Source organism: Nesterenkonia sandarakina, assembly GCF_013410215.1.
Taxonomy (GTDB): Bacteria; Actinomycetota; Actinomycetes; order Actinomycetales; family Micrococcaceae; genus Nesterenkonia; species Nesterenkonia sandarakina.
This window is the reverse complement of the sequence record NZ_JACCFQ010000001.1, coordinates 1819926-1845409: the sequence shown is the minus strand read 5'-3', so window position 1 is coordinate 1845409 and position 25484 is coordinate 1819926. Positions and strand designations below refer to the sequence as shown.

Annotated in this window: 23 protein-coding genes; 2 read left to right on the top strand and 21 right to left on the bottom strand. The window is 68.4% G+C overall.

Annotated features, from left to right (window positions below):
- The 8 genes from HNR11_RS08490 to HNR11_RS08455 form a co-directional block, all read right to left on the bottom strand.
- Positions 1–1506 (bottom strand): tripartite tricarboxylate transporter permease, encoded by a 1506-nt coding sequence (locus tag HNR11_RS08490; RefSeq protein WP_179441928.1) that lies wholly within the window; start codon positions 1504–1506, stop codon positions 1–3.
- Positions 1503–2021, bottom strand: coding sequence for a tripartite tricarboxylate transporter TctB family protein (locus HNR11_RS08485; RefSeq protein WP_179441927.1), 519 nt, complete (start codon positions 2019–2021; stop codon positions 1503–1505). The genes HNR11_RS08490 and HNR11_RS08485 overlap by 4 nt, the downstream gene beginning before the upstream one ends.
- Before the next feature lie 6 nt (positions 2022–2027).
- The gene (locus HNR11_RS08480) at positions 2028–2969 is read right to left on the bottom strand and encodes a tripartite tricarboxylate transporter substrate binding protein (protein ID WP_343050627.1); all 942 of its coding nucleotides are present in this window, start codon (positions 2967–2969) and stop codon (positions 2028–2030) included.
- 82 nt (positions 2970–3051) lie between these two features.
- Positions 3052–3738: a GntR family transcriptional regulator gene (locus HNR11_RS08475; RefSeq protein WP_179441925.1), complete on the bottom strand. Its 687-nt coding sequence runs from the start codon at positions 3736–3738 to the stop codon at positions 3052–3054.
- A gap of 187 nt (positions 3739–3925) precedes the next feature.
- Positions 3926–4204 (bottom strand): metal-sensitive transcriptional regulator, encoded by a 279-nt coding sequence (locus HNR11_RS08470; RefSeq protein ID WP_058888539.1) that lies wholly within the window; start codon positions 4202–4204, stop codon positions 3926–3928.
- A 33-nt stretch (positions 4205–4237) separates the two neighbouring features.
- Entirely contained in the window at positions 4238–5080 is an 843-nt protein-coding gene (locus HNR11_RS08465) for a TSUP family transporter (protein ID WP_179441924.1), read from the bottom strand.
- A complete protein-coding gene (locus HNR11_RS08460) occupies positions 5077–5748 on the bottom strand; it encodes a rhodanese-like domain-containing protein (RefSeq protein ID WP_218849674.1) in 672 nt (223 codons plus the stop codon). The genes HNR11_RS08465 and HNR11_RS08460 overlap by 4 nt, the downstream gene beginning before the upstream one ends.
- 56 nt (positions 5749–5804) lie before the next feature.
- Positions 5805–7196 carry an MBL fold metallo-hydrolase gene (locus tag HNR11_RS08455; protein WP_179441923.1) on the bottom strand — a complete coding sequence of 464 codons (1392 nt, stop codon included), beginning with the start codon at positions 7194–7196 and terminating at the stop codon, positions 5805–5807.
- Between the two features lie 326 nt (positions 7197–7522).
- On the opposite strand from HNR11_RS08455, the gene HNR11_RS08450 reads away from it, so the two are divergent.
- Positions 7523–8869 (top strand): MFS transporter, encoded by a 1347-nt coding sequence (locus HNR11_RS08450; RefSeq protein WP_179441922.1) that lies wholly within the window; start codon positions 7523–7525, stop codon positions 8867–8869.
- A gap of 559 nt (positions 8870–9428) precedes the next feature.
- On the opposite strand, the gene HNR11_RS08445 is transcribed toward HNR11_RS08450, so the two are convergent.
- The 13 genes from HNR11_RS08445 to HNR11_RS08385 all read right to left on the bottom strand — a co-directional run bounded on the left by HNR11_RS08445 (position 9429) and on the right by HNR11_RS08385 (position 23393).
- Entirely contained in the window at positions 9429–11663 is a 2235-nt protein-coding gene (locus tag HNR11_RS08445) for a polyribonucleotide nucleotidyltransferase (protein ID WP_179441921.1), read from the bottom strand.
- Between the two features lie 281 nt (positions 11664–11944).
- Positions 11945–12214, bottom strand: coding sequence for a 30S ribosomal protein S15 (gene rpsO / locus HNR11_RS08440; protein WP_058888534.1), 270 nt, complete (start codon positions 12212–12214; stop codon positions 11945–11947).
- A gap of 214 nt (positions 12215–12428) precedes the next feature.
- On the bottom strand, positions 12429–13361 hold the full coding sequence (locus HNR11_RS14050; protein WP_179441920.1) for a methyltransferase domain-containing protein: 933 nt from the start codon (positions 13359–13361) through the stop codon (positions 12429–12431).
- A 15-nt stretch (positions 13362–13376) separates the two neighbouring features.
- Positions 13377–14516, bottom strand: coding sequence for a bifunctional riboflavin kinase/FAD synthetase (locus tag HNR11_RS08430; protein ID WP_179441919.1), 1140 nt, complete (start codon positions 14514–14516; stop codon positions 13377–13379).
- On the bottom strand, positions 14513–14968 hold the full coding sequence (locus HNR11_RS08425) for a hypothetical protein (RefSeq protein WP_179442933.1): 456 nt from the start codon (positions 14966–14968) through the stop codon (positions 14513–14515). Before HNR11_RS08425 ends, HNR11_RS08430 begins: the two co-directional genes overlap by 4 nt.
- Positions 14965–15330: a hypothetical protein gene (locus HNR11_RS08420; protein ID WP_179441918.1), complete on the bottom strand. Its 366-nt coding sequence runs from the start codon at positions 15328–15330 to the stop codon at positions 14965–14967. The genes HNR11_RS08425 and HNR11_RS08420 overlap by 4 nt, the downstream gene beginning before the upstream one ends.
- Positions 15327–16346, bottom strand: a complete 1020-nt coding sequence (gene truB / locus HNR11_RS08415; protein WP_179441917.1) for a tRNA pseudouridine(55) synthase TruB — start codon at positions 16344–16346, stop codon at positions 15327–15329. The genes HNR11_RS08420 and truB overlap by 4 nt, the downstream gene beginning before the upstream one ends.
- Before the next feature lie 27 nt (positions 16347–16373).
- Positions 16374–16895 carry a 30S ribosome-binding factor RbfA gene (rbfA, locus tag HNR11_RS08410; RefSeq protein WP_179441916.1) on the bottom strand — a complete coding sequence of 174 codons (522 nt, stop codon included), beginning with the start codon at positions 16893–16895 and terminating at the stop codon, positions 16374–16376.
- Positions 16896–17038: 143 nt separating this feature from the next.
- Positions 17039–19888, bottom strand: a complete 2850-nt coding sequence (gene infB / locus HNR11_RS08405; protein ID WP_179441915.1) for a translation initiation factor IF-2 — start codon at positions 19886–19888, stop codon at positions 17039–17041.
- A gap of 222 nt (positions 19889–20110) precedes the next feature.
- The gene (locus HNR11_RS08400; protein ID WP_179441914.1) at positions 20111–20386 is read right to left on the bottom strand and encodes a YlxR family protein; all 276 of its coding nucleotides are present in this window, start codon (positions 20384–20386) and stop codon (positions 20111–20113) included.
- Positions 20387–20441: 55 nt separating this feature from the next.
- Entirely contained in the window at positions 20442–21419 is a 978-nt protein-coding gene (gene nusA, locus HNR11_RS08395) for a transcription termination factor NusA (protein ID WP_179441913.1), read from the bottom strand.
- Positions 21420–21443: 24 nt separating this feature from the next.
- Positions 21444–21989: a ribosome maturation factor RimP gene (locus HNR11_RS08390; protein WP_179441912.1), complete on the bottom strand. Its 546-nt coding sequence runs from the start codon at positions 21987–21989 to the stop codon at positions 21444–21446.
- 96 nt (positions 21990–22085) lie between these two features.
- Positions 22086–23393, bottom strand: a complete 1308-nt coding sequence (locus tag HNR11_RS08385) for a hypothetical protein (RefSeq protein WP_179441911.1) — start codon at positions 23391–23393, stop codon at positions 22086–22088.
- A gap of 247 nt (positions 23394–23640) precedes the next feature.
- Here HNR11_RS08385 and HNR11_RS08380 point away from each other — a divergent pair, with 247 nt between their 5' ends.
- Positions 23641–25464 carry a proline--tRNA ligase gene (locus HNR11_RS08380; protein WP_179441910.1) on the top strand — a complete coding sequence of 608 codons (1824 nt, stop codon included), beginning with the start codon at positions 23641–23643 and terminating at the stop codon, positions 25462–25464.
- Positions 25465–25484: the final 20 nt, after the last annotated feature.

Sequence of the window (25484 nt, the reverse complement as noted above, 5' to 3'; positions counted from 1 at the left end):
TTAGTGGTTGACGGTGTGCGTGTGCCGACGGCCAGCACGATGGGTCTTCCAGCTGCGCAGCAGCGGCGGCAGCGCGACCGAGGCGAGAGCGACGAGCAGAAAACCGACGGCGATCGGACTGGTGAGCACGTTCGAGATCCCACCGATCTCCAACGCCCTCCGAAGATTCGCCTCAGCCATGCTGCCCAGGATGAGTCCGAGGACCACCGGCCCCGGAGGGAACCCAAGGCGCCGCATGAACAGTCCGACGACGCCGAAGACGATCATCACCAGCACGTCGACTGTGGAGTTGTTCACCGCATAGGTACCCACCAGGCAGAAGACGATGACGACGGTCCAGAGATAGTGTGGCGGCAGTTCGAGCAGCTTGGTCACCCCACGCATCCGGAGCAGGCTCAGCCCGAACGTGAGGACCGTGGCGATGACCATGATGCCGGCGATCGTGTAGACGAGATCCGGCTGGGCGGCGAAGAGCCCCGGACCCGGATTGAATCCCCAGATGACCAGGGACCCCATCAACACAGCCATGACCGAGTCTCCCGGGACTCCGAGCGCCAACGTAGTGCTCACAGAGGGACCCAGCGTCGCGTTGGACGCGGTGTCTCCGGCGGTCAGACCCTCGAGCGAACCCTTGCCATACTCCTCCGGGTGTTCCGATGAACGCCGCGAGACAGACCATGCCGTCAGCCCGGCGATGTCGCCACCAGCCGCAGGAACCGCACCCACCACGGCGCCGACGCCGGAGCCGATCGCCATCGGCTTCCACATCTTGCGTCGCTCGGTCCGGTTCGGCATCCATCGTCCGAAACTCTGAATCGGCTTGGCCGTCGCGGCGTGGTGGGTGAGCATCTGGTCAAGGACATCCGCGATGCCGAAGAGACCGATGATGACTGCGATGAACGGCAGTCCATCGGAGAGTTCCAGGACGCCGAAGGTCATCCGCTCGGTGCCCACGATGGGGTCTCGTCCCACCGTGGAGAGCGCAAGCCCGAATCCTGCCGCTGCCAGGCCCTTGAGCAGGTTGCTGCCTGCGACGCTGACGATCATGGTGAGCCCGAAGACGACCAGGGCGAAGATCTCGGCCGGTCCGAAGTTCAGCGCCACCCGAGACAGCGGGATGGCCGCGAAGATCAGCACCAGCAGACCTGCGAAGGTGCCGAACGCCGCGCCGAAGGCGGAGGTGGTCAGCGCCAATCCTGCCTTGCCCTGACGTGCCAGGGGGTAGCCGTCGAAGGTCGTCGCGATTGAGGCCGGAGTTCCCGGGGTGTTCACCAGGATTGCCGGCACCCGGTCACCGAAGTTCGCCGCCACGTAGATGGTCAGCAGCACCGCGAGGCCCTGCACCGGTTCCATGGTGAGGGTGAAGGCGCTGGCCAGGGCCACCGCCATCGTCGCGGTGATGCCGGGGAAGGCTCCAACGAGCATCCCCGCGAGGGCGCCGATGAGGATGCACAGCAGCACGACCGGATCACTGAGCTGGGTCAGCCCTTCCACCACGGCGCTCATACGGGCACTCGCAGCAAGAGACTGAACAAGACCCACAACACTGTGGTGACCACGACAGGAAAGACCACGAGACCGGCCCACCCTCGGCCGCCACTGATCGCGACCAGACCTGCCACCAGCAGCACTGTGACGATACGGAAATCGAGCCAGTGCCAGAGCGCACCGTAGGCCGCCACGGCCCCCAGGCTTGCTAGGATTCGTCCCACGCCGCCGGGCTGGCGGGCTTCGAGCTCCTCCATCGGCGCATCGGCGGGGAGAGCCCGCACAGCAGCCGCCAGGGAGAAGAGGATGATGGCGGCTCCCGAGACCTGAGGCCACCAGCGCGGGCTGAACTGACCCTCGATCGCCGGAAGGGCTATGGTCTGCGCCAACCCGACCACCGCGGCGCCTACCGCGATGCCGCAGAGCGGTCCGGCGAGGCGCCACAGCAACGAAGCGGATGCGGGTTCGCTGGGCTGGGCGCTGATCGGGGCGGGATCAGCGGGAGTCCCGTCCAAGACTGCGTCATAGGCCATGACGCGTCACTGCTCTGCGAAGAGTGACTCGAAACGCGAGTTCTCCTCTTCATAGAAGGGCTGGAACTCCTCCGGGCCCACATTGACCGGGATGTTTCCGGAGTCTTCGATGAGTTCCACGAACGCGTCGCTCTCCGCTGCCGCGGAGATCGCGTCGACAAGGATCTCATGTGTCTCTTCAGGCAGTCCCGCAGGAGCACCGATGGCTCCCCACCCGCCGATGTTGACGTCGTAGCCCAGCTCTTCGGCGGTGGGAACGTCGGGCATCGCCTCGGCCCGCTCGTCGTCAAGGATCGCGAGCACGCGCAGCCGTCCGTCCTCTGCCGCCACGGCAGTCTCTGAAACCCCGGCGACCACCGCATCGACCTGTCCCCCGACCGCCGCATTGACTGCGGGCGCCCCGCCGTCGAAAGGCACCGGAGAGAGCTGCGTGCCGGCTTCCTCGTTGAGTGCCGTAGTGGCGGCGTGCCAGATCGATCCGGTTCCGGAGTTGGAGACCGAGAGCTCCTCGGACGCGGCGGCCTCCAAGAGGTCTTCCAATGTGTCGTATTCGCTGTCGGCAGCGACCGCGATGGTGGCGGGCACGGAGACGATCTGTCCCAGCGCGTCGAAATCCGCGGGGTCGATCTCGTACCCCTGGTGACCGAGCATGACCGTCTCCACCGGGAGATAGCCCAGGGTATAACCGTCTGCGTCCTGGCTGGCGAGGTTGTCCAGTCCCACGGAGCCGGCCCCTCCTGACCGGTTCTCCACGATCACCGAGACGTCGAGTTCCGTCTCCAGCTCCGCCGCGAGTGTGCGGGCGGACAGGTCCGAGGCCCCACCGGCGTCGTAGGGAACGATCATGGTGATGTCCTCGGTCGGGAAAGCGGCGGCTTCGTCGCCTCCGGCCCGGTCCGCGCAGCTGGTCAGCGCGAGAATGGAGGCTGCCGCGACGGAAACTGGCACGGCTGTAGTGCGGAGTGTCATGCGCATGAGGTGATGCCTTTCGTGAGGTGCAGGTGCGTGATGGTGTGATGCGTTCAGAAGCTCAGCGGATGAGGAGGTCGTCCTCGTCTGGGGCTCCGGCGTAGTCCCGACGGATTCTTCGACGGGAGGCATTGAGGTGGTCGGCGAGTTCGGCCAGCGCGGCTGCGTCGTTGCCTGCGGTGATCATGGCGGCCAGCTGCTCGTGCTTGCGCAGCGAGGGTTCTAAGTCGTTGTGCTCCAGGTTCGCGACCAGGAGCAGGTCCCCGATGGTCCTTTGAAACTGGCTCCACATGTCGTGGATCCGGCGCATGTGCGCCGAGCGGGGGAAGCTGCTGTGGAAGCGCATGTCTGCGCGGGTGAATGCCTGTGGATCGTTCTGGCGGACCGCGTCCCGCATCTCTTCGAGGGCCTCTTCCAGGGCGGCGACGAGTTCGTCGCGGTTGCCCTGGGTGCTGAAGTCCAGCGCCATGTGCTCCAGCGCCGAGCGCAGCGCGAAGAGCTCGTCCACGTCGTCGGCGTGCAAGCCAATGACTCGTGCGCTCCGGCCTCGGTTCTCCACGAGACCCTCCTGCACCAGCGTGCGGATGGCGTCTCGCACGGGCCCTCGGCTGACGTCGTACTGCTCCGCCAGCTTCGACTCGACAAGCAACGTGTCACTGGGCAGTTCTCGGGTGATGATGCGCCGGCGGAGGTCATCTGAGACCTGGTCCCCCAGCGCCCCAGCTCGCTCAACTGGGTATCCGGTCATCTCACTCCTCCAACGCGGTTATCTGTAAACGGTTAACCGAACTGTAGCGTGATCTGTGCCACGTGTCCAACATCACAGGTCAACACCAGGCTCGAACCGGGGCCACGCACGACAAAGGGGGCCCTGGCATCAGCCAGGGCCCCCTTCTCACCGCTCACTCACCCGCATCTCGGGCGCGCTTCTCAGCTCAGGAGAGCGAGAGGAACAGCTTCTCGAGCTCCTCCACCGTCAGTCCGTCTTCGGTCTCTGCCGCACGTTCAGGTTCGGTGACGCAGAACTGCATCGCGGAGGAGACCACGCTGAACCCGGCACGGTCCAGGGCGGTGGACACCGCTGCGAGCTGAGTGACCACGTCGCGGCAGCTGCCGCCGTTCTCCACGGCGTTGATCACCGAGTCCAGCTGCCCGCGGGCCCGCTTGAGTCGGTTCACGATCTTGCGCTGGGTCTCCGGATCGGCTTCTCTCATCGCTCTCTCCCTGCTTCTCGCACTGGTCCATCTCTATGATGCCAGCTGCACTCGGCGCTGGCGGTACAACAGGGTCCCGAGCAGCGCGAGGATCACCGCGCCTGCTCCCAGTCCCACGATCAACGGCAGCTCCTGGAGTAACACCACGATTCCCATGGCCAGCACCAGGTATCCGAAGGCCTTCTTCAGCGCCTTCTCGGGAACGTGCTTGCCGAAGGCGGTGCCGATCAGCGCGCCGATCACCGTGATCCCGGTGATCATCAGCACCGGACCCCAGTCGATGCTCACCGATGTCAGGTACCCGGCGAGTCCGGTGAAGGACTTCATCGAGATGATCAGCAGCGAGGTGCCCACAGCGGCGGGCATCGCCAGCCCGCCCAGCAGCACCAGCGCCGGGACCACCAGGAACCCTCCCCCGGCGCCGACCATGCCGGTCACCAGACCCACCACCAGGCCCTCGAGGAGGATCTTGGTCAGCGGCAACTTCTTCCGTGGTCCGGCGGCGGCCTGCGCCCGGCGGTCCAGGATCATGGCCAGGGCGGTGGCCACCATCATCACGCCGAAGGCCACCATCAGCACCGCGCTGGGCAGCCGGCTACCCAACAGGCCACCGCCGAAGGCTCCGGCCATGGCGGCAGCTCCGAAGATGAAGCCGGTCCGCCACTGCACGTTCCCGCGCCTGGCGTGAGCCACCACGCTCACCGCGGAGGTCACCCCGATGATGAACATCGACGCGGCGATCGCCTCCTTCGGCGGCATCCCGGCCACGTAGGTCAGCAGCGGGACGGCGAGGATGGTGCCGCCGCCGCCGAGCAGACCCAGCGAGATGCCGATCCCGACGGCCAGGACCATCGCCAGGATCAGGCCCCCGCTCACCCCCGCGACGCCTGAGTCTGGGCTCCCTGGGCGCGGCCGGCCTGAATCGCGGTGGAGCGGGGAATCTCGGCGAGCAACTTCTCCACGGTCGGATCAGCCTCCACCTTGTTCCACGGCATCTTGTTCAGCGCCGCCGCCATCGCGCAGGAATCGGTCAGCGCGGAGAAGGTCAGCCCGGCACCGATGGCCCCGGCCAGGTAGCCGACCCTCGGAGAGATCAGTTTGCCGCCGAGAAAACCGGTGAGCACCAGCGAACCGGCGACCATCCGGACCTGTCGGTCCATCGCCCAGCGCTGCCGGCCACGCTCGGTGTGGTCCCGGTGCGAGGCCTCCAGCGCGACGACGCCGCCGTCGAGCACCCGCGCCGTGTCCACTCCTGCAGCGCGCAAGTGCTGCAGGGCCTGGTTGGCGCGGTTGCCGGTCTGGCAGATCAGCACGATCTCCCCGGTGAACTGCTCGGCCAGGGTCTCCTTGTTCTTCTGCAGCAGGTCCAGGGGAACGTTGTGGGACCCGGGGACCCGCAGCGATTCGTGCTCCGCGGGGGTGCGCACGTCGACGAGCAGCGGGGTGCTCGGTGAGCGCAGCTTCTCGGCCAGCTCGGTGGGGCTCATCGGGGATGCGGCCGCCGTCGTCGTCGGGCTCGGGGTGCTGGTGGTGTTCGGTGCCATAGGGCGGGTGGTTCCTCTCAAGAGATGGATGTCCTGCTACGAGCAGAACACGCGGGTCAGTGTGATGTGTTCCAGTCCGACCAGCCGGCATAGCTGCCGACGAGCTCACGGACGTCGTGACCCTGCCGGCGCAGCGCGCTGGCGGCCACCGAGTTCCGGACTCCGGACTGGCAGTAGGTGACGATCGGACCCGAGGCCGGCAGCTGGTCCTGGTGCCAGAGCACCCGGCCGGCGCTGAGCTGCTTGGATCCGGGGACGTGGCCTTCCGCGTGCTCGGACTTGTTGCGCACATCCAGCAGCAGCGCTGGTTCGAAGTCCTGAAGCTCCGCGGGGGTGATGGTGGCCGGCTGGGTCTGCGGCAGATCAGCCAGGCTGATGGTGTAGCCCTTCACCGCGTCGATGCCCACCCGCATCAGGTGGCGGCGCATGGTCTCGGCCGTCTCCTGGTCAGGCGCCAGCAGGATCAGCGGCTTGGACTCGGTCTCCGGGTCATAGGCCCAGGCGCCGAAGCTGGCGGCCTTGCCACCGGCGGGGATGTTCAGCGCCCCCACCACGGTGCCCTGCTTGACCTCGGTGTGGGACCGGGTGTCGACGAAGATCGCCCGGTCCTCCTCCAGGGCGCTGCGCACCTGGTCCGAGGTGAACACCGGCAGGGTCTCCAGCGGACCCAGCACTGCGGGGCCTTCCTTGTTCTCGCGCTTCATCCGACCGAAGTAGGCGTGGGCGTCGGGCTGACCGTCGAGGAGCTCATCGATGAAGCCCTGCTCGTCGTCGGCGGCCAGGTGCTTGGACCACCATGCGTTGGCCCGCTCGTAGCCCACCGTGGTGGCGGGCAGCGCGCCCAGTGCCTTGCCGCAGGCGCTGCCGGAGCCATGTCCGGGGTAGACCAGCACGTGATCGGGCAGCGTGAGGAACTGCTCCTTGAGGCTGCGGTAGAGCTGCTTGGCACCTTCGAAGCGGGTGTCGACTCCCCCGGCGGCCTCGTCGAGCAGGTCGGGGCGGCCGAGGTCTCCTGCGAAGACGAAGTCCCCGGAGATCATGTAGCCGGGCGCGTCGGAGAACGCACCGTCGGTCACCAGGAACACCAGGTGCTCCGGGGTGTGGCCGGGCGTGTGGCGCGCCTCGATGGTGATGTTGCCCAGGGTAATGGTGTCTCCGTGGCTCAGCCGGGTGGCGTCGAAGCCGTACTGCCAGTCCTCGCCACCCTCACCTGAAACGCAGGCCTGCGCGTTCGCGGCCGCCGCGAGCTCGCGGGTGCCGGAGAGGTAGTCAGCGTGGATGTGGGTCTCGGCCACTGCGGTGATCCGCATGCCGTGACGCTGGGCCAACTCGAAGTACTCGCTGACATCGCGGCGGGCGTCGATCACGATCGCCTCGCCCTTGGCCTGGCAGCCGATGAAGTAGCTGGCCTGCGCCAGGTCCTCGTCATAGATCCGTTCCAGAAGCATGAGATCGCTCCCCTTCCTTGAAAGTCTGCGGATACCCCAGGGGGTATGCAGCTACTCTGACACATACCCCCTGGGGTATACAAATCCGAGAGTCTCTACGCGAGTCCTGGCTGCATCGGGTGTGAGATGAGAGACGAAGTTCACGAGGACGAAACATCACCCGGTACGCTGGAGACCTGCCCTCCCCCGGTCCTGCCCCAGGCGGCCCGCGCGTGGACGCGAGCAGCAATCTTGTGTATCTACCTGACCCGACCGGCGCCCCGAGGCGCCGCTGCGGGTCAAGGCGGCACTGAGCACGACAGAGCCGACACCGGAGGATCACCACCATGCCCGCGAACACGCCCGCGAGGAACGACGACGTCGCCCAGCCGCCCGCCACGGATCCGCAGACCGCGCCGGATCGGGACCCGACGGCCGAACCCAGCTCCGCGGCCCCCCGCTTTCCCGACGCCGAGCCGCGGCTGACGCTGCGCGGCGCGGTCGGCCCGGCCTACTTCCCGGTGGCCCTGTTGGCGCGCTTCCCCTACGCGATGATGGTGGTCGGGGTGCTGACCCTGGTGGTGGCGGCCCGGGACTCGATCAGCCTGGGCGGTCTGACCTCGGCCATGGTGGGACTGGGCACCGCGATCTTCGGCCCGCTCATCGGCGCCGCCGCGGACCGCTGGGGTCAGCGCCGAGTGCTGCTGATCGCCGGCTCCGCCAGCAGCCTCTCGCTGCTGGGGATGGCCTGGGTGGTCTACAGCCCGCTGGACACCTGGGCCGTGCTGGCCTCGGCGTTCCTGGTCGGGGCCACCGCCCCGCAGGTCCCGCCGATGTCCCGCAGCCGGCTGGTGGGCGTGATCTTCCGCCAGCTGCCCCCGGCCAGGCAGCAGATGACGATGAACTCGACAATGGCGTATGAGTCTGCCGCCGATGAGATCACATTCGTCTTCGGCCCAGTGATTGTGGGCCTGCTCGCGGCCAGCCTGGGCGGTGCGGCCCCGATGATCGGTGCCGCGGTCCTCACGCTGTGCTTCCTGATCAGCTTCGCGCTGCACCCCACTGCCGAGGCGGTGCCCAAGAACGCCGCCACGCACCGGGAACCTGCCCCGGTGGCCGCGCTGTTCGCCCCGAGGCTGCTGGTCCTGCTGGCCGGCGCGCTGGGCATCGGACTGATCTTCGGCTCCACCTTGACCACGCTGACCTCGTTCATGGCCGATCTGGGCTATGCCGAACGCGCCGGGCTGGTCTACGGGGCGATGGGCATCGGCTCAGCGATCTTCGCCCTCGCCGCCGCCCTGTTCCCCGCCAGCTTCACCCTGCAGGCCCGCTGGCTCAGCTTCGGCGGCGTGCTGCTGCTGGGAACCATCGGGCTGCAGTTCGCCTCGGCCCTGCCGGTACTGATCCTGGTCCTGCTGGTGATGGGCGTGGGCATCGGCCCCACCCTGGTCACCCAGTTCAGCCTGGTGGCCGAGCGCAGCCCGCGCGGGCGCTCCACCACCGTGATGTCCATGCTGACCACCGCGATCGTGATCGGGCAGTCCTCCTCCTCGGCGATCACCGGGTTCATCGCAGAGAACCTCGGCACCCAGGCCTCCGCCGTCGTCCCCCTGGTGGCGGCGCTGCTGATCCTCTTCGCCGCGGTCGGCAACGCCCTCTGGGTGAGCAACGCCAGGGACTACTCCCAGGACTGACCTGCCGCACTGACCCCCGGTCGCACGCCAGGACTGACCCCACCCGGCCACCCCCCTCGGGACGCCCTGGCACCCGGCCGCACCCCCTCGGGACGCCCCGGCTCCCCGCCCGACTCCTGATCCGTCGCATCCATTGTGCAATCTGTGCAGGTTTTTCCGGAGATTCCGGCCCGGGGAGCGTTCACATTGCACAATGGACGCGCGCTGGGGCCTCCAAGTGGGTCTCTAAGCGCTGGCGCCGGTGAGCTGCTTCGCGGAGGGCACACTGCGAGCCTGCCATCGAATGTGCAATTTTGGGGAGTTTCACGGCGCAAAACGGGCGAAACGTCCCCAGAATTGCACAATGGATGCGAGATGGGCACTCCACGAGTGGCGCACCCGTCGGGGCGCACAGGACGCCGCGTGCCAGATGAGGCGCACCGGACGAGGGGCACAGAAACCCGACCCAGAGCCCCTGCCCGCACGCACAAAGACGGCCGGCGAGGCCCCTGGGAAGGGAACCTCGCCGGCCGTCTTAGTGGCTCAGCCCGTGGGCTGAAGCTATCTCAGCAGGAGCTGATCAGGCGTCGTCGTTGGAAGACTCGGAGGAGTCCTCCTCCACGACGGGCGCCAGGCTGAGCTTTCCGCGGTCATCGACCTTGGAGATCTCGACCTGGATCCGCTGGCCCACGCCGACGACGTCCTCGACGTCGTCCACGCGCTTGCCATCGTTGAGCTTGCGCAGCTCGGAGATGTGCAGCAGGCCATCCTTGCCCGGGGTCAGCGAGATGAACGCGCCGAAGGTGGTCAGCTTGACCACGGTGCCCAGGTACCGCTCGCCGATCTCAGGGACCTGCGGGTTGGCGATCGCGTTGACCGCGGCGCGGGCTGCCTCAGCAGCTTCACCGTTGGTCGCGCCGATCAGCACGGTGCCGTCATCCTCGATGGAGATGTCGGTGCCGGTGTCCTCCTGGATCTGGTTGATCATCTTGCCCTTCGGGCCGATGACCTCGCCGATCTTGTCCACGGGGACCATCACCGAGATGATGCGCGGCGCGAACTCGGACATCTCATCCGGGGTGTCGATGGCGGCGGCCATGACGCTGAGGATGTGCAGCCGAGCCTCGCGGGCCTGCTTCAGTGCTGCGGAGAGCACCGAGGCCGGGATGCCGTCGAGCTTGGTGTCCAGCTGGATGGCGGTGACGAACTCGGAGGTGCCTGCGACCTTGAAGTCCATGTCGCCGAAGGCATCTTCGGCGCCGAGGATGTCGGTCAGCGCGGCGTAGCGGGTCTCACCGTCGACCTGGTCGGAGACCAGGCCCATGGCGATGCCGGCCACAGCGGCCTTCAGCGGGACACCGGCGTTGAGCATCGACAGCGTCGAGGCGCAGACCGAGCCCATCGAGGTGGAGCCGTTGGAGCCCAGCGCCTCGGAGACCTGGCGGATCGCGTAGGGGAACTCCTCGCGGGTCGGCAGCACCGGGGTGATGGCGCGCTCGGCGAGGGCACCATGTCCGATCTCGCGGCGCTTGGGCGAACCCACGCGGCCGGTCTCACCGACCGAGTACGGCGGGAAGTTGTAGTTGTGCATGTAGCGCTTGGTCTTCACCGGCGACAGGCTGTCGATGTTCTGCTCGAGCTTGAGCATGTTCAGCGTGGTGACACCCATGATCTGGGTCTCGCCGCGCTCGAAGATCGCCGAGCCGTGCACACGGGGAAGCACCTCGACCTCGGCGGTGAGCTGACGGATGTCCGTCAGGCCGCGGCCGTCGATGCGGACCTGGTCGCGCAGGATGCGCTGGCGGATGACCTGCTTGGTCACTGCGCCGATGGCCTTGGCGACTTCGCCGCCGCGACCCTCGAACGGCTTGCCCTCGCCGGCGAGCTCCTCACGGACCTCGGCCTTCAGCTCGGCGTCCGCGTTGTCGCGCTCCTGCTTGTCAGCGATCTGGTAGATGCTGCTCAGGCGCTCGGTGGCGGAGGACTCCACGGCGGCGAGGACGTCGTCCTCGTAGTCCACGAAGGTCGGCAGGTCGATGGCGGGCTTCGCGGCGCGAGCTGCCAGGTCGGCCTGGGCATCGCAGAGGACCTTGATGAACGGCTTTGCCGCTTCCAGGCCTTCGGCGACGATGTCCTCGGTGGGCGCGGTGCGGCCCTGCTCCTTGATCAGCTTCCAGGAGTCGTCGGTGGCCTCAGCCTCGACCATCAGCACGGCGATGTCGTCCTCGACGACCCGCCCGGCGACGACCATGTTGAACACGGCGTCCTTGAGCTGGGAGTGCTTCGGGAAGGCGACCCACTGGGCGCCGGAGCCGTTGTCGACCAGTGCGACGCGCACGGCGCCGATCGGGCCGGCGAACGGCAGGCCGGAGAGCTGGGTGGACATCGAGGCGCCGTTGATGGCGACCACGTCGTAGAGGTCATCCGGGTTGATCGAGAGAACGGTCTCCACGACCTGGACCTCGTTGCGGATGCCCTTCTTGAAGGCGGGGCGCAGCGGACGGTCGATCAGGCGGCAGGCCAGGATCGCGTCGGTGGAGGGGCGTCCCTCGCGGCGGAAGAAGCTGCCGGGGATCCGTCCCGCGGCGTACATCCGCTCTTCGACGTCGACGGTCAGCGGGAAGAAGTCAAAGCCTTCGCGGGGGGACTTGCCCACCGAGGTGGCCGAGAGCAGGCTGGTGTCGTCGTCCATGGTGACCAGGACGGAACCGGCGGCCTGCTTGGCGAGGCGGCCGGTCTCGAAGGAAATGGTGCGTGTACCGAATGATCCGTTGTCGATCACGGCTTCGGTGTAGTGAATCTCGGGACCCTGCATGACAGGTGTCTCCTCTCAGTTGCGTGCATTACTGGCGAGCCAGTGAGAGGAAGGAATCTTCTTGCATATGGTCGGTCATCGATCGAAGCCCACGGGCCTGGCACGTGCTGTGCCTCCCGGAGGCTACTACCGAGGACCGGAACATATGAGTTCGATCCCTCTCACTGGCGGGTGCGCCACCCACTAGTCTCGCATACAAAGCAGGCGGCTCCTACGGCCATGAAGACCGTGTGAGGAGCCGCCTGATTCGTTGCTTGGTGATCAGCGTTTGACGCTGAAGCTCATCGGCGAATACCGAGACGCTTGATCAGCGAACGGTAGCGCTCGATGTCCGTAGCAGCAAGGTACTTCAGCAGACGACGACGGCGACCCACCAGGATCATCAGACCACGACGGGTGTGGTGGTCATGCTTGTGCACCTTCAGGTGCTCGGTGAGGTCGGAGATCCGACGCGTCAGAACCGCAACCTGGACCTCGGGTGAACCGGTGTCACCCTCGGCGGTCGCGTACTCCTTGATGATCTCCTGCTTGACAGCGGGATCTAAAGCCATGGAAGAGCTCCTTTATTGTTGTACCGCGAACAGGACCGGGCTTTGCCGGTGAGGGCCAGGGACCAGTGTCAGCCACCGCGGACTGCAGCATGACGGCGTCGCCGAAGCGACCTGTCTACGATACAGCAGCCGCTCGCCCACGGCCACCGGCCCCTCCCCCGAGCGTTTTACCGGGCCTTACGTGCTCTACCGGCCCGACCGTTGGCGCGGTATCTCACGCAGGCCCAGGTAAAACGCTGGTGTGCAGGACGGTGAGGTAGGGCAGCGCGACCGGCTCCCCCGGGGGCAGCCCGAGGTGCTCGTCGAGGTACCAGTCCAGGTTCGCCCGGCGGCGCGCCCGTGCGGGCTCATCGGCGGAGAGCCAGGAGCTCAATGTGGTGGAGAGCTCGCGGATGCCCTCCGGGGTGATCGCCCGCTCCCACCGGGTCTGCGTGGTGTGCCAGGCGTCAAAGCGGGCCGGGTCCACCGGCGGGGTCCAACCCGGGCGGTAGACGTCGCCGGCGCGCATGATCCGGGTCAGCCGGTGCACCCAGGGGACCGAGGTGTCCAGGTAGTTCGCCACCACGGCGAGCACTCCCTGTGGGCGCAGGATCCGGCGCACCTCCTCCTGGACCAGGGCATCGTCGAACCAGTGCCAGGCCTGGGCGGCGACGACGACGTCGCAGCTCGCCTGGCCGAGGCCGGTGGCCTCCGCCGTGGCCTGGTGGAGCTGGAGCCGGGCTGGCCCGAGCTGGTCCTCCGGGCTGCGGGCGCGCAGCACCTGCAGCATCGCCGCCGAGGGTTCCACCGCGTGCACGGATGCGCCGCGGGCCAGCAGCGCCCGGGTGAGGATCCCGGTCCCGGCGCCGAGATCGGCGATCACCGGCGCCTCGGCGTCCGCGGCCGCCTGCGTGCCGGCGGTCGGCCCGGGGGTGGCCTGCCCGGAGGTATCTTGCAGCACGTCGTCCTGCCCCACGGGCAGGTCTCCCGCCGCGGCGGCCAGCAGCTGCTTCACGGCGGCCTCGGGATAGCGCGGCCGGAGTGCGTCGTAGCGCCAGGCCGCTTCCAGGGTGGTGTCGTCATCGAAGGCGGCGGCCAGACGGCGGCGTCGTTCAGGGTCGGTGATCAGCGCCTGCTGGGCCGGCCGAGGTTTGGGGCGGGAGGGCACGCGCCGACTCCGGATCTACTCGGCGGGCAGCCGGGAGAGGACCTCACGCGTCTGCTCCACGTCCTGGTACATCTGCTCCACCAGCTTGGGCACGCCCTCGTAGGCGACCATCCCGCGCAGCCGCTGCACGAACTCCACCCGGACATGCTGGCCGTAGAGGTCGAAGTCCTCCACCTCTTCGGTGGGCCGGTCGATCACATGGGATTCCACCACCCGTTCCACGCCGTGGAATGTGGGATTCGAGCCCACGGAGATCGCGGCGGGCCAGCGGGCACCGGCGGCGTCGACCAGCCAGCCGGCGTAGACGCCGTCGGCGGGGATCATGCCCTCGGAGTCCCCGCCCAGGTTCGCGGTGGGAAAGCCCAGGCCGCGCCCGCGGGCAGCACCGTGGACCACCTCGCCGCGCACCGCGTGGGGCCGGCCCAGCACCTCGGCGGCGGCGGCCACATCCCCTGCTTCCAGGGCCTCGCGGACCCAGGTGGAGGAGCAGCGGCGTTCGGTCTCGGCCACGGAGCGCCCGGAGAGGGCGAAATCATCCACCCCGAGCACCGTGAAGCCGTAGCGCCGGCCGAGCTCGACCATGGTCTCGAAGTTCCCGGAGTTCCCGCGGCCGAAGCGCACATCGTGTCCGATGACCACCACGGAGGCATGCAGGGTGTCCACGAAGTAGGTCTTGACGAACTCCTCGGCGGTGAGCCCGGCGAGGTCGAGGTTGTAGTGCAGCACCAGCAGCGCGTCGATGCCGGTCTCGGCCAGGCGCTGGAGCTTCTCGGCGGTGCCGGTGAGCATCACCGGGGACTCCTCCGGCCGGTGGACCTGCAGCGGGTGCGGATCGAAGGTGATCGCCACAGCCTGTGCGCGCGGCTGGGTGTGCGCCTGAGCGTGGGTGGGCGGCTGGGTGCGCGAAGGCGCTGCGCCCGGGGCGGCCGCGGCGGCGTCGTCGGCCTGCTCGCCTGTCTCTGCGCCGGCACCAGTCTCGGCGCCAGTGTCAGCCGCGGCCTGCCCGTGGGCGGCCGCGACCAGGCGGGCCAGGACCTGCTGGTGTCCCAGGTGGACGCCATCGAAGTTGCCGATGGTCACTGCGGTGGGTCCGAGCCCGCGCGGGACTTCTTCAAGACCGTTCCAGAACTGCACGTCGCTCAGCCTATCGCTCATCCCTGGGCTTCCCGCGCGGCCTCGGTGCCGGGACGGTGCCGCAGCAGCCAGAACAGACCGATGAACGGCAGCACCAGCGGCACGAATCCGTAGCCCTCGCCGAAGTGGGACCACACGGTGGCCTCGTTGAACAGCTCTGGGTCCAGGTAGGTCCACAGGCCGACGCCGAGCACCCCGGTCAGCTCAACCAGCACCGCGACCAGCGCGAGCAGCCAGGCGCGCGGACCGATGCGGGCCAGCGCGATCGTGGCCACGATGTACACCCCGGCGGCGAAGGCGCTCAGTGTGTAGGACACCGGGGAGGCGTCGAAGTCGGTGAGGATCTGGTACAGCGCCCGGGCGAAGGAGGAGACCGCGAAGATGCCGTAGGCGGTGATGATCAGCATCCCCACCCCGCGGTTGCGCGGGGTCGGTGAGGCGTTGCGTGGTGTGTCCTGCGGTGATCGGGTCATAGTGCGCTTCCCCACCAGATCTCCTCCAAACGGTAGACCATCACGAACACGACGAGCCCGACGAAGCTCATCACCAGGTTGGACCAGCGGGTCTTGTCGATCATGGCCCAGATGAACACCCCCACCGGCAGCAGGAGTGCAGTGAGAATATAACCCCAGAACTCCCAGGCCTCCCCGGTCACCGAGGCGCCGCCGAGCTGCCTGATCCCGGCGTAGACGGCGTAGGCCAGCAGGTAGAGCTCGATCGCGGCCAGCGAGATGATCGAGGAATCAGCCGGGTGGTCCCGGACCGCGGTCATCGTCCAGCACACCAGCACGGAGAGCCCACAGACGACGGCGCCTATGAGGAACATCACCGTCATCCGGCGTCCCCGCCCGCCTGTGCGGCGCCGGATCCCGGCGTGGTCGCAAAGACCAGCTCGGGCTTGGCCTGGTAGTCGACGGCGTTCGAGTCTGCGGCCTGGGCCGCGTCGGGAGAGGCGGAGGCGCCCTTCTTGGCGGGCACGTCGGTCAGCAGCGCGACCAGCTCCCCGTCGGGGGCGAAGGCGGCGGTGAGCTGCGTGGAGTCTCCCGTGCCGGATGCGGTGATCCGCCGCCCGTAGCCCAGGTTCATGGTCTCCTCGGCGGTGAGCTGGCGTGCCGGGAAGAGCTGCTGCGCGGCCTCGGCGAGGCCGATGTAGCCGAAGTCCTCCCCGAGCTGGTCCAGGGTGAGGGTCTGGTCGATGCTGTAGGAGCCCACCGCGGTGCGGCGCAGCGCGGTGAGGTGGCCGCCGACCTCGAGCGCCTCGCCGAGGTCGCGGGCCAGGGCCCGCACATAGGTGCCGGAGGAGACCCGGACCTCGATGTCGACGTCGACGAGCTTGCCGCCGTCGATCCGTCGGATGTCAAAGACCTCGAAGTGATGCACGGTGACGCCGCGGGCCTGCAGCGCGACCTCTTCTCCGGCGCGGGCCCGGGCGTGGGCGCGCTGACCGTCGACCTTGATCGCGGAGACCGTGGCGGGGACCTGCTGGATCGCCCCGGTGAGCGTGGCGATCTCGGCGGTGATCGCTTCCGGGGTCACCGCGTTGGCGAACCGGGTCTGCAGCACCTCCCCCTCGGCGTCGTCGGTGGAGGTGGACTGGCCCAGCCGCACGGTGGCGGTGTAGGTCTTGTCCACCCCGACGATGTGGGTGAGCAGCCGGGTGGCGCGGTTGATCCCGACCACCAGGACCCCGGTGGCCATCGGATCCAGCGTCCCGGCGTGACCCACCTTGCGGGTCCCGGCAAGCCTGCGGATCCGACCCACCACGTCATGGCTGGTCAGGCCGGCCGGCTTGTCCACCAGGACAAGTCCGGAACCGACCTCCAGCTCTTCAGGCTTCTGCTTCTTCCCCATGGGCGTCCCGCCGTGCCTTGACCGGGCTCAGCGATCCGTGGCGCTGGAGGCGTCGGCGTCGCCGTCCTGGGCGGGCGCGTCCTGAGAAGCTGCGTCCTGGGCGGGCGCGTCCTCGGCGGGCTCCTCCTCGACCTGCCAGCGGTAGGGCTTCTCCTCCGAGGCGGGCTGGGCGTCCTTGCGCAGGGCTGCGACCTGTTCGTCCTGTTCCCGGGCCTTGCGCAGCAGGTCCTCCATATGCGCGGCGGACTCCGGGATCTCATCGGCCACGAACTCCAGGGTCGGGGTCAGCCGGATGTTCAGCTGCCGGCCGAGCTCGTAGCGCAGGGTGCCCTGGTTCGCGGCCAGGACAGCCTCGGCGCCGGCGCGGGACTCTTCGTCCGGAGCCATCACGGTGTAGTACACCGTGGAGTGCTGGAGGTCGTTGGTGACCCGCGCGTCGGTGACCGTGATCAGTTCTGCGCGCTCATCCTTGACCCGGCGACGCAGCGCCTCGGCCACGATCACCTTGATGCGCTGGGCCAGTCGTGCGGCGCGTGCTGGATCTGCCATGATGCGCTCCTCTCAAAAAGTGCTTGTCCCTGTCCTGGTCCCGCGCGGCGGCGGGTCAGGTGGGTCTTCTCTGGTGACGACTCCGGGGACCCCGCCGCTGGCAGGGTCCCCGGAGCGCGTGCCGGGCGAACCGGCAGGCCTGGTCAGGAGCGCGGAATCTCGCGCATCTCCCAGGTCTCGATGCTGTCACCTTCGCGGATGTCGTTGAACGATCCCAGACCGATGCCACACTCGAAGCCGTCGCGGACCTCGGTGGCGTCGTCCTTGAAGCGCTTGAGCGACTCGATGGTGAGGTTCTCCGCGACCACGTTGCCGTCGCGCACCAGGCGCGCCTTGGCGTTGCGGCGGATGAGCCCGGAGCGGACGATCGAACCGGCGATGCTGCCGAACTTCGAGGACCGGAAGACCTCGCGGACCTCCGCGGTGCCCAGCGAAGCCTCTTCGTACTCCGGCTTCAGCATGCCCTTCAGGGCTGCCTCGATGTCGTCGATCGCGGCGTAGATCACCGAGTAGAAGCGCATGTCCACGCCCTCGCGCTCGGCGAGGTCGTTCACGCGCTCGGCAGGACGGACGTTGAAGCCCAGGATCACCGCGTTGTCCACGGTGGCCAGGTTCACGTCGTTCTGGGTGATCGCGCCGACGCCGCGGTGGATGACGCGCAGCTGCACGTCGTCGCCCACATCGATCTTCAACAGCGCATCTTCCAGGGCCTCCACGGCACCGGAGACGTCGCCCTTGAGGATCAGGTTCAGCGTGTCGATCTTGCCCTCGGCCACGGCCTGGTCGAAGTCTTCCAGGCTGATCCGCTTGCGACGCTTGGCCAGCTGAGCGTTGCGCTCCACCGCCTCACGCTTCTCCGCGATCTGACGTGCCGTGCGGTCATCCGAGGTGGAGAGGAACGTGTCACCGGCGCGGGGCACCGAGGACAGGCCCAGCACCTGCACCGGACGGGAGGGCAGAGCCTCCTTGACGGTCTCGCCGTGCTCGTCGAACATCGCTCGGACGCGACCGTGGGCGGTGCCGGCGACCATGTTGTCGCCCACCCGCAGGGTGCCCGACTGGACCAGCACAGTGGCCACGGCGCCGCGACCCTTGTCCAGGTTCGCTTCGATGGCCACACCGCGTGCCGCCTTGTTCGGGTTCGCGGTGAGCTCCAGGGCGGCGTCTGCGGTGAGCAGCACAGCCTCCAGGAGCTCGTCGATGTTCAGGTGCTTCAGCGCGGAGACGTTGACGAACATGGTGTCGCCGCCGTACTCCTCGGGCACCAGACCGTATTCGGCCAGCTGACCGCGGACCTTGTCCGGGGAGGCGCCTTCCTTGTCCATCTTGTTCACCGCGACGACGACGGGGACGTCGGCCGCCTTGGCGTGGTTCAGCGCCTCGATGGTCTGCGGCATGACACCGTCATCGGCGGCCACGACCAGCACCGCGATGTCGGTGACCTTCGCACCACGGGCACGCATGGCGGTGAACGCCTCGTGACCGGGAGTATCGATGAAGGTCAGGCCGCGTTCCACGCCCTCGTGCTCGACGTGGACCTGGTAGGCACCGATGTGCTGGGTGATGCCGCCGGCTTCGCCTTCGGTCACCTTCGCGCTTCGGATGGAGTCCAGGAGTCGGGTCTTGCCGTGGTCGACATGGCCCATGACGGTCACGACGGCGGCGCGGGCGGAGAGCTCGTCGGAGCCCTCTGCCGCCAGCTCGTCTTCGATGTTGATGTCGAAGGTCTCGAGCAGCTCGCGATCCTCATCCTCCGGGGAGACGATCTGGACCGGGTAGCCCAGCTCCTCGCCCAGCAGGTGGAAAGTCTCTTCGTCCAGGGACTGGTTGGCGGTCGCCATCTCACCGAGCTTCATCAGCACGGTGACCATGGCGGCCGGCTCGGCATTGATCTTCTCGGCGAAGTCGCCCAGCGAGGAGCCGCGGCGCAGCCGCACGGTGACGCTGCCGTCACCCTTGGGAACGCGCACGCCGCCGATCTCACGGGACTGACGCTGCTCCATCTCCTGGCGCTTCGCCCGCTTGGACTTGCGCGCCTTGGCCTTGGAGCCGCCGCGCCCGAAGGCACCGGCTGCGCCGCCACGGCGGGGTCCACCGCCACGACCACCGCGCGGCGGACCGCCGGCGGGTGCGCCCGGACGACCTCCGGCAGGTGCCGGGGTCTGGCTGGGCATCATCGAGGGCTTGGGACCACCCGGACGGGGAGCGGGACGCGCTGCGCCGCCTGCTGCAGGAGCGCCTGGGCGTGAGCCGGCAGCGCCTGCCGGGCGGGGTGCGCCCGGACGCGGTGCGCCGCCGGGTGCTCCCTGACCGCCGCGGGGACGAGGTCCGCCGCCGCGCTCGGTGCGCATGCCCTGCTGGGGTGCGAACGGGTTGTTCCCCGGACGTGGTCCGGCCGGCTTGGGTCCGGGGCGTGGGCCGCCGGTCCCACCGGGACGCGGGGCCGCACGCTCGGCGCCCATCCCCTGGCTCGGGGCGTAGGGGTTGTTGCCTGGGCGGGGAGCACCGGGCTTCGCGCCGGGAGCTGCCGGCTTGGAGCCGGGCTTCGCCGCGGGGGCGTCGCTGGCCGCAGCCGGCTTCTCCGCCTGGGGCGCTTCAGCCTTGGGGGCTTCGGCCTTCGGGGCCGGCGCCTTGGCGGCGGGGGCTTCCGGTTCGGGCTTGGCAGCAGGCTTCGGGCCGGGCCGGGGGCCGGGCTTGAAGCCGCCGGGGCGCGGCGCGGAGGAGCTGGATCCTGACTGGGTCGAGCGCTCAGCGGCAGGCGCGGAGGCGCCGTCGGACTTCTTCGGAGCCGGACGAGCAGCGCCGTTGGACGCGGAGGCGTCGGCGGCGGGCTTGGCGTCAGGGAATGCCTGGCGCAGCTTCTTCGCCACCGGGGGCTCCACGGTGGAGGAGGGCGACTTCACAAATTCGCCCATGCCCTGCAGAGTTGCGAGGGCTTCTTTCGAGGTGATGCCGAGCTCTTTGGCGAGCTCGTGTACGCGGGCCTTGGCCACATTTCTCCTTGTCTGGCCCACGCTTCCCCGCCGGCACCAGCGGGGCTGATGTCAGCGGTTCATCGGCGAAGGCCTTTTGAACTGTTCTGAAACCTTGACGGAGTTGCCGTGATGGGTCATCGCTGCGAACTCATGCGTCGGTCTTCATCGGGGATCCATCTCTCTGAACCCGCTTTCTGGTCTCCCCCGCTGATCCGCCGCATTGCTGCGGCGAAGGCGGCGTCAGCCGTCGGTGCCAATAATGTCGTGCAGATCAAGTGCGCTCGGGTCCACTTTCCGGCGGAAGGCCCGGTTGAAGGCCTTGCGCTTGAGCGCGGTCTCGAGGCATTCGCGCTGCGGGTGCAGCCAGGCGCCTCGTCCGGGCAGTGCCCGGTCGGTGTCCCATACCACCGGAGGCGGTGCGGTCTCGGCGGTCTGAGCTGCGGTGAGTGCGAGCCTTATTGCCGTGTCCTGAGCGACCGCACGGCGACAGCCGATGCAGGTACGCACTGGAACCATGACAGTCTACCCCTTCCGGCGGGATCGAGCAGAAACGTGGGAGTCGGTCGGCTGCTCAGGACGCGGCGAGCGTCGCGTCGGAGACGATGTCGATCCGCCAGCCGGTGAGCTTGGCCGCGAGCCGCGCGTTCTGGCCCTCTTTTCCGATCGCCAGGGAGAGCTGGTAGTCCGGAACCACCACGCGGGCGCTGCGGGTGGCCTGATCCAGGATGGTCACCGACTTCACCTTCGACGGTGAGAGCGCGTGGGCGATGAACTCGGCCGGGTCATCGGAGTGATCGATGATGTCGATCTTCTCGTCGTTGAGCTCGTTCATCACCGCGCGCACCCGGGACCCCATCGAGCCGATGCAGGCGCCCTTGGCGTTGATCCCGGACTGGTGGGCGCGCACCGCGATCTTGGTGCGGTGCCCGGCCTCGCGGGCGATCGCGGTGATCTCCACCGAGCCGTCGGCGATCTCTGGGACCTCATGTTCGAAGAGCTTCTTCACCAGTCCCGGGTGGGAGCGGGAGAGCGTGATGGAGGGCCCGCGCATCCCGCGGTGGACGTCGACGACGTAGGCGCGGATCCGGTGCCCGTGGACGTACTCCTCGCCGGGGACGTGCTCCTGCGGGGGCAGCAGCGCCTCGACGCTTCCCAGGTCCACCTGGATCATGTGCGGGTTCCGGCCCTGCTGGATGGTGCCGGAGATCAGCTCCCCCTCGCGACCCTTGAACTGGCCCAGGACCTGATCGTCCTCGGCGTCGCGGATCCGCTGCATGATCACCTGGCGGGCGGTGGAGGCGGCGACCCGGCCGAAGTCCCGGGGGGTGTCATCGAACTCGCCGATGAAGGTGCCGTTCTCGTCCTGCTCCTTGGCCCATACCGTGACGTGGCCCGTGGACTGATCGATCTCGGCCCGGGCGTGCTGCAGTGCACCGGGTGATTTGTGGTAAGCCAGCACCAGCGCCTGTTCGATGGCGGGGATCAGCCGCTGCAGCGGGATCTCGCGCTCTTTGACAAGCATGCGCAGTGCGCTCATATCGATATCCACTTGTGCCTCCGGTTAAGCCAGTATCTACTGCGTGTGGGAAAACTCTACCTGCACTCGTGCGTGCGTGATCGCCGCGAAGCCGATCTCCATCGGGTCACCATGCTTGACCGGCATCCCCTTCTTCGGCGCCGGCTTCTGCTCGATCACCGTGATCGAGCCCTCCTGCACGGCCTGCAGCCTGGCCAGGATCGGAGAGTGCCCGGCCTGTGTGATCTCCAACAACCGGCCCACATTTCGCTCGAAGTGCCGCGGTTCGGTCAGCGGACGGGTCGCCCCGGGGGTGGAGACCTCGAGGTCGTAGCTCTCGAGCTCGGGCAGCACATCTTCTTCGTCGAACCGGGCCGAGATCGCCTGGGAGATCTCGGCGACGGTGTCCAGGTCCACCTGCCCGGTGCCGCTGAGCAGATCCACCGAGACCTTCAGCGTGGTGCTCGGCCCGGTGGCGGTGAGCTCGACGTCTTCGAGGTAGAGCCCGTGCGCGGTGATCGTGGGGGTGATCAGCTCGGCGATCTTCGCGGCGCGGGGATCCTTGAAGCGCTGCTCGCCGGTGGGGCGGTGGGCGGTGGCCATGACGGTCCTAACGGTGGTGGTCTGCGGTGCGTCTCCATTGTGCCTGACCCTCCCCCGCTCGTTGCACCTGCCCGTGCCCACCCCCCCCTTGACGTTTTACCTGGCTCTGCGTGGTCTACCGGCCCTGCGGTTGTCTCGGTAGAACACGTCCGCCCCGGTAGAACGCGCGGAACGGGGAACTCCTGCATTGCTCAGCAGACGTTGGAGTCGAGTGGAGTCCTGCAGGTCAGCCCAGGTGAAACGCACCACTCTGACCCCCAGCGAGCGCAGCCCGTCCTCGCGCTCCTTCTCGGCGATCACTGCCTGCGCAGGGTCGAGCCCGGAGAGCGTCATGGAGGCCCGATACTTCTGCAGCCCATCGAACTCACCCACGACTCCTGGATCCTCCCAGTAGAAGTCGGTCCGGCAGGTGACCCCGTGAGGGAGCAGGAACCGCCGCTGCAGCTCTGGTGCCGTGAATCCCAGTTCAGCGATGCGCACCCGAGCCCATGACTCCCCCACAGATTCCGCGCCGGCCTCGGAGAACTCCCACGCCACCTTCCAGCGCTCCCTGCCTCGCGCGGAGGCCACCAGAGACAGCCAGGGTTCGACGGCGGAGAGCGCCCCACCCGGCTCAGCCTGTGCGCCGAAGCGTCCGGCCCGATACGCATCGAGCACCGCCACCGCCTCCGCGAAGCTCATTCGGGGCACGGTGTCGGCCAGCACAAGCCCGATCGGCTCCAGCCAGGTCCACATGCCCGCGACGAGGGCCGCCGGAAGACTCTCTGGAATCGGGAAACGCTGACGCACCAGGGCGGACTGGTAGGGCTTATCCCATTCCTGTCCCAGTCCTTCGCGCAGCTTATCCCGGAAGGCGCGCGGGTACTGGTGGCGCCGAGTGCCCAGGGTGCGCAGCGCCGCCGGACCGTGGGCGCCGCCGTCGAGCGCCTCGGGGTGGGCGTGCAGCAGCCGCTGGATCGTGGAGGCGGAGGCGCGGCCGGTCAGCGCCGTGCCGGGATGCAGTCCGACGGCGTCGTTGCGCGCCGTGCGCACGGTGACCGCCTCCGGGGGCCGCAGCAGGCCGAAGCCGTGCATCACCAGGGCGGTGGCGCGGCAGAACCGGGTGCTCGGTGACTGCAGGTTGACCGCCGCGGCGACGATCAGATGACGCTCCCAGGGAGCCGTCTGCAGCCAGATGGAGGGTTCGAGGTAGACGCCCCGCTGGACGCGCAGCAGTTGCCCGGCGTCGACCATCGCACTGAGCCTGCGCCCGATGTCGTCGACCTCGAGGAACCCTCCGGTCAGCTCGGAGGAGCCGGAGGCGTCCCAGAGGTCCTTGGCGCGCAGGAGTCGATTGCGGGGCAGGTTTCGCTGCGGGGTCTGCGGGGTCTGCGGGGTCTGCGGCGGCGTGGTCTGTGCGGTCATGGCAGAAGCCTGCCCCGCGCCGTCGGGAGCCGGGGATCACTGGGGCCGACTGTGGATAACCCTCCCACCCGCCCTGCGCGCCCCACCCACCCCACCCGCCCCACCCGGCGTTTTACCGGGTCTGACGTGAAGTACCGGGCTAACCGTCGGCCCGGTGATCTACGCAAGGGCAGGTAAAACGCCTAGGTGAGGAGCGACCCTTAGACTTGGGGCGGTAGAAGATCCCTTACCGGAAACGAGTTCACCTGTGCCGCTCCGCCTGTCTCATCTGTTCCTCCGTACGCTGCGGGACAACCCGGCCGACGCCGAGGTCGCCAGCCACCAGCTGCTGGTCCGCGCCGGCTATATCCGCCGCGCCGCCCCGGGCGTCTACACCTGGCTGCCGCTGGGCCTGACCGTGCTGCGGAAGATCGAGGCGATCGTCCGCGAGGAGATGAACCGGATCGGCGCTCAGGAGGTGCACTTCCCGGCGCTGCTGCCCAAGGAGCCCTATGAGGCCACCGGGCGCTGGGACGACTATGGGGACGGGATCTTCCGGCTCAAGGACCGCAAAGAGGCCGACTACCTCTTGGCGCCCACCCATGAGGAAGTCTTCACCTTGCTGGTGAAGGACCTCTACAGCTCGTATAAGGACCTGCCGCTCTCGATCTATCAGATCCAGACCAAGTACCGCGATGAGGCGCGCCCCCGGGCGGGGCTGCTGCGCGGCCGCGAGTTCATCATGAAGGACTCCTACTCCTTCGCGCTCACCGAGGAGGACCAGAGCGCGGCCTATGACGCGCACCGCGAGGCCTATCTGCGCATCTTCGATCGGCTCGGCCTGCCCGTGGTCCCGGTCAACGCCCAGTCCGGCGCGATGGGCGGCTCGGCGTCGGAGGAGTTCCTCTTCCCCTGTGACATCGGCGAGGACACCTTCGTCGAGTCCGACGGCGGCTTTCGCGCCAACGTCGAGGCCGTCACCACGCCGGCCCCAGAACCGCTGGACTTCTCCGAGCTGCCCGCCGCCCAGGTGCACCACACCCCCGGCACCGACACCATCGCCACCCTGGTCGACGCCGCAAACACCCACCAGCCCCGCGCGGACCGGGATTGGACCGCAGCGGACACCCTGAAGAACGTCGTCGTCGCCGCGGTGCTCCCGGACGGGACCCGCCGGATCGTGGTGCTCGGCGTGCCCGGCAACCGCGAGGTGGACCTCAAGCGCGCCGAGGCCACCATCGGCGGACTGCTCGGCGTCGGCGGTGAGGTCGCCCTGGAGGCCGCGAACGAGACGGACCTGAAGAAGCACCCCGGACTGGTGCGCGGCTACATCGGCCCCGGCCTCTCCCTGGATGCTCCGGTGCTCGGCACGGAGTCCAGCACCGGGATCAGCTACCTGGTGGATCCCCGCGTGGTCTCGGGCACCAGCTGGATCACCGGCGCGAACCAGGCCGACCAGCACGTGTTCGGCCTGGTCGCCGGGCGCGACTTCGGCTGGGACGGGATCATCGAGTCCGTCGTCGTGGAATCCGGTGACCCGGCCCCGGACGGCTCCGGGCCGCTGCGCACCCGCCGCGGCATAGAGATGGGCCACATCTTCCACCTGGGCACCCGCTACGCCGAGGCGCTGGGCCTGCAGGTCCTCGACGTCAACGGCAAGCTCGCCACCGTGACCATGGGCTCCTACGGCTTCGGCGTCACCCGCGCCCTGGCCGCCATCGCCGAGGCCACCCACGATGAGAAGGGCCTGATCTGGCCCGCCGCCATCGCCCCGGCCGACGTGCACCTGGTCGCCACCGGCAAGGGCGAAGAGGTCTACGCCGCGGCCGAGGCGCTGATCGCTGAGCTTGAGGACGCCGGTCTGAGCGCCATCTACGACGATCGCCCCAAGGTCTCCCCCGGCGTGAAGTTCGGCGACGCCGAGCTGATCGGCGTGCCGATGCTGGTCACCGTGGGCCGTGGCCTGAAGAACGGCACCATCGAGCTCAAGGATCGCCGCTCCGGTGAATCCCGCGAGGTCCCGGTGGCCGAGGCCGCGGCAGAGGTGCTCGCACACGTCAGGGACCTGCAAGACTCCAAGGGCGCGCGCTGAGCGAAACCCTCGAGGCCGCC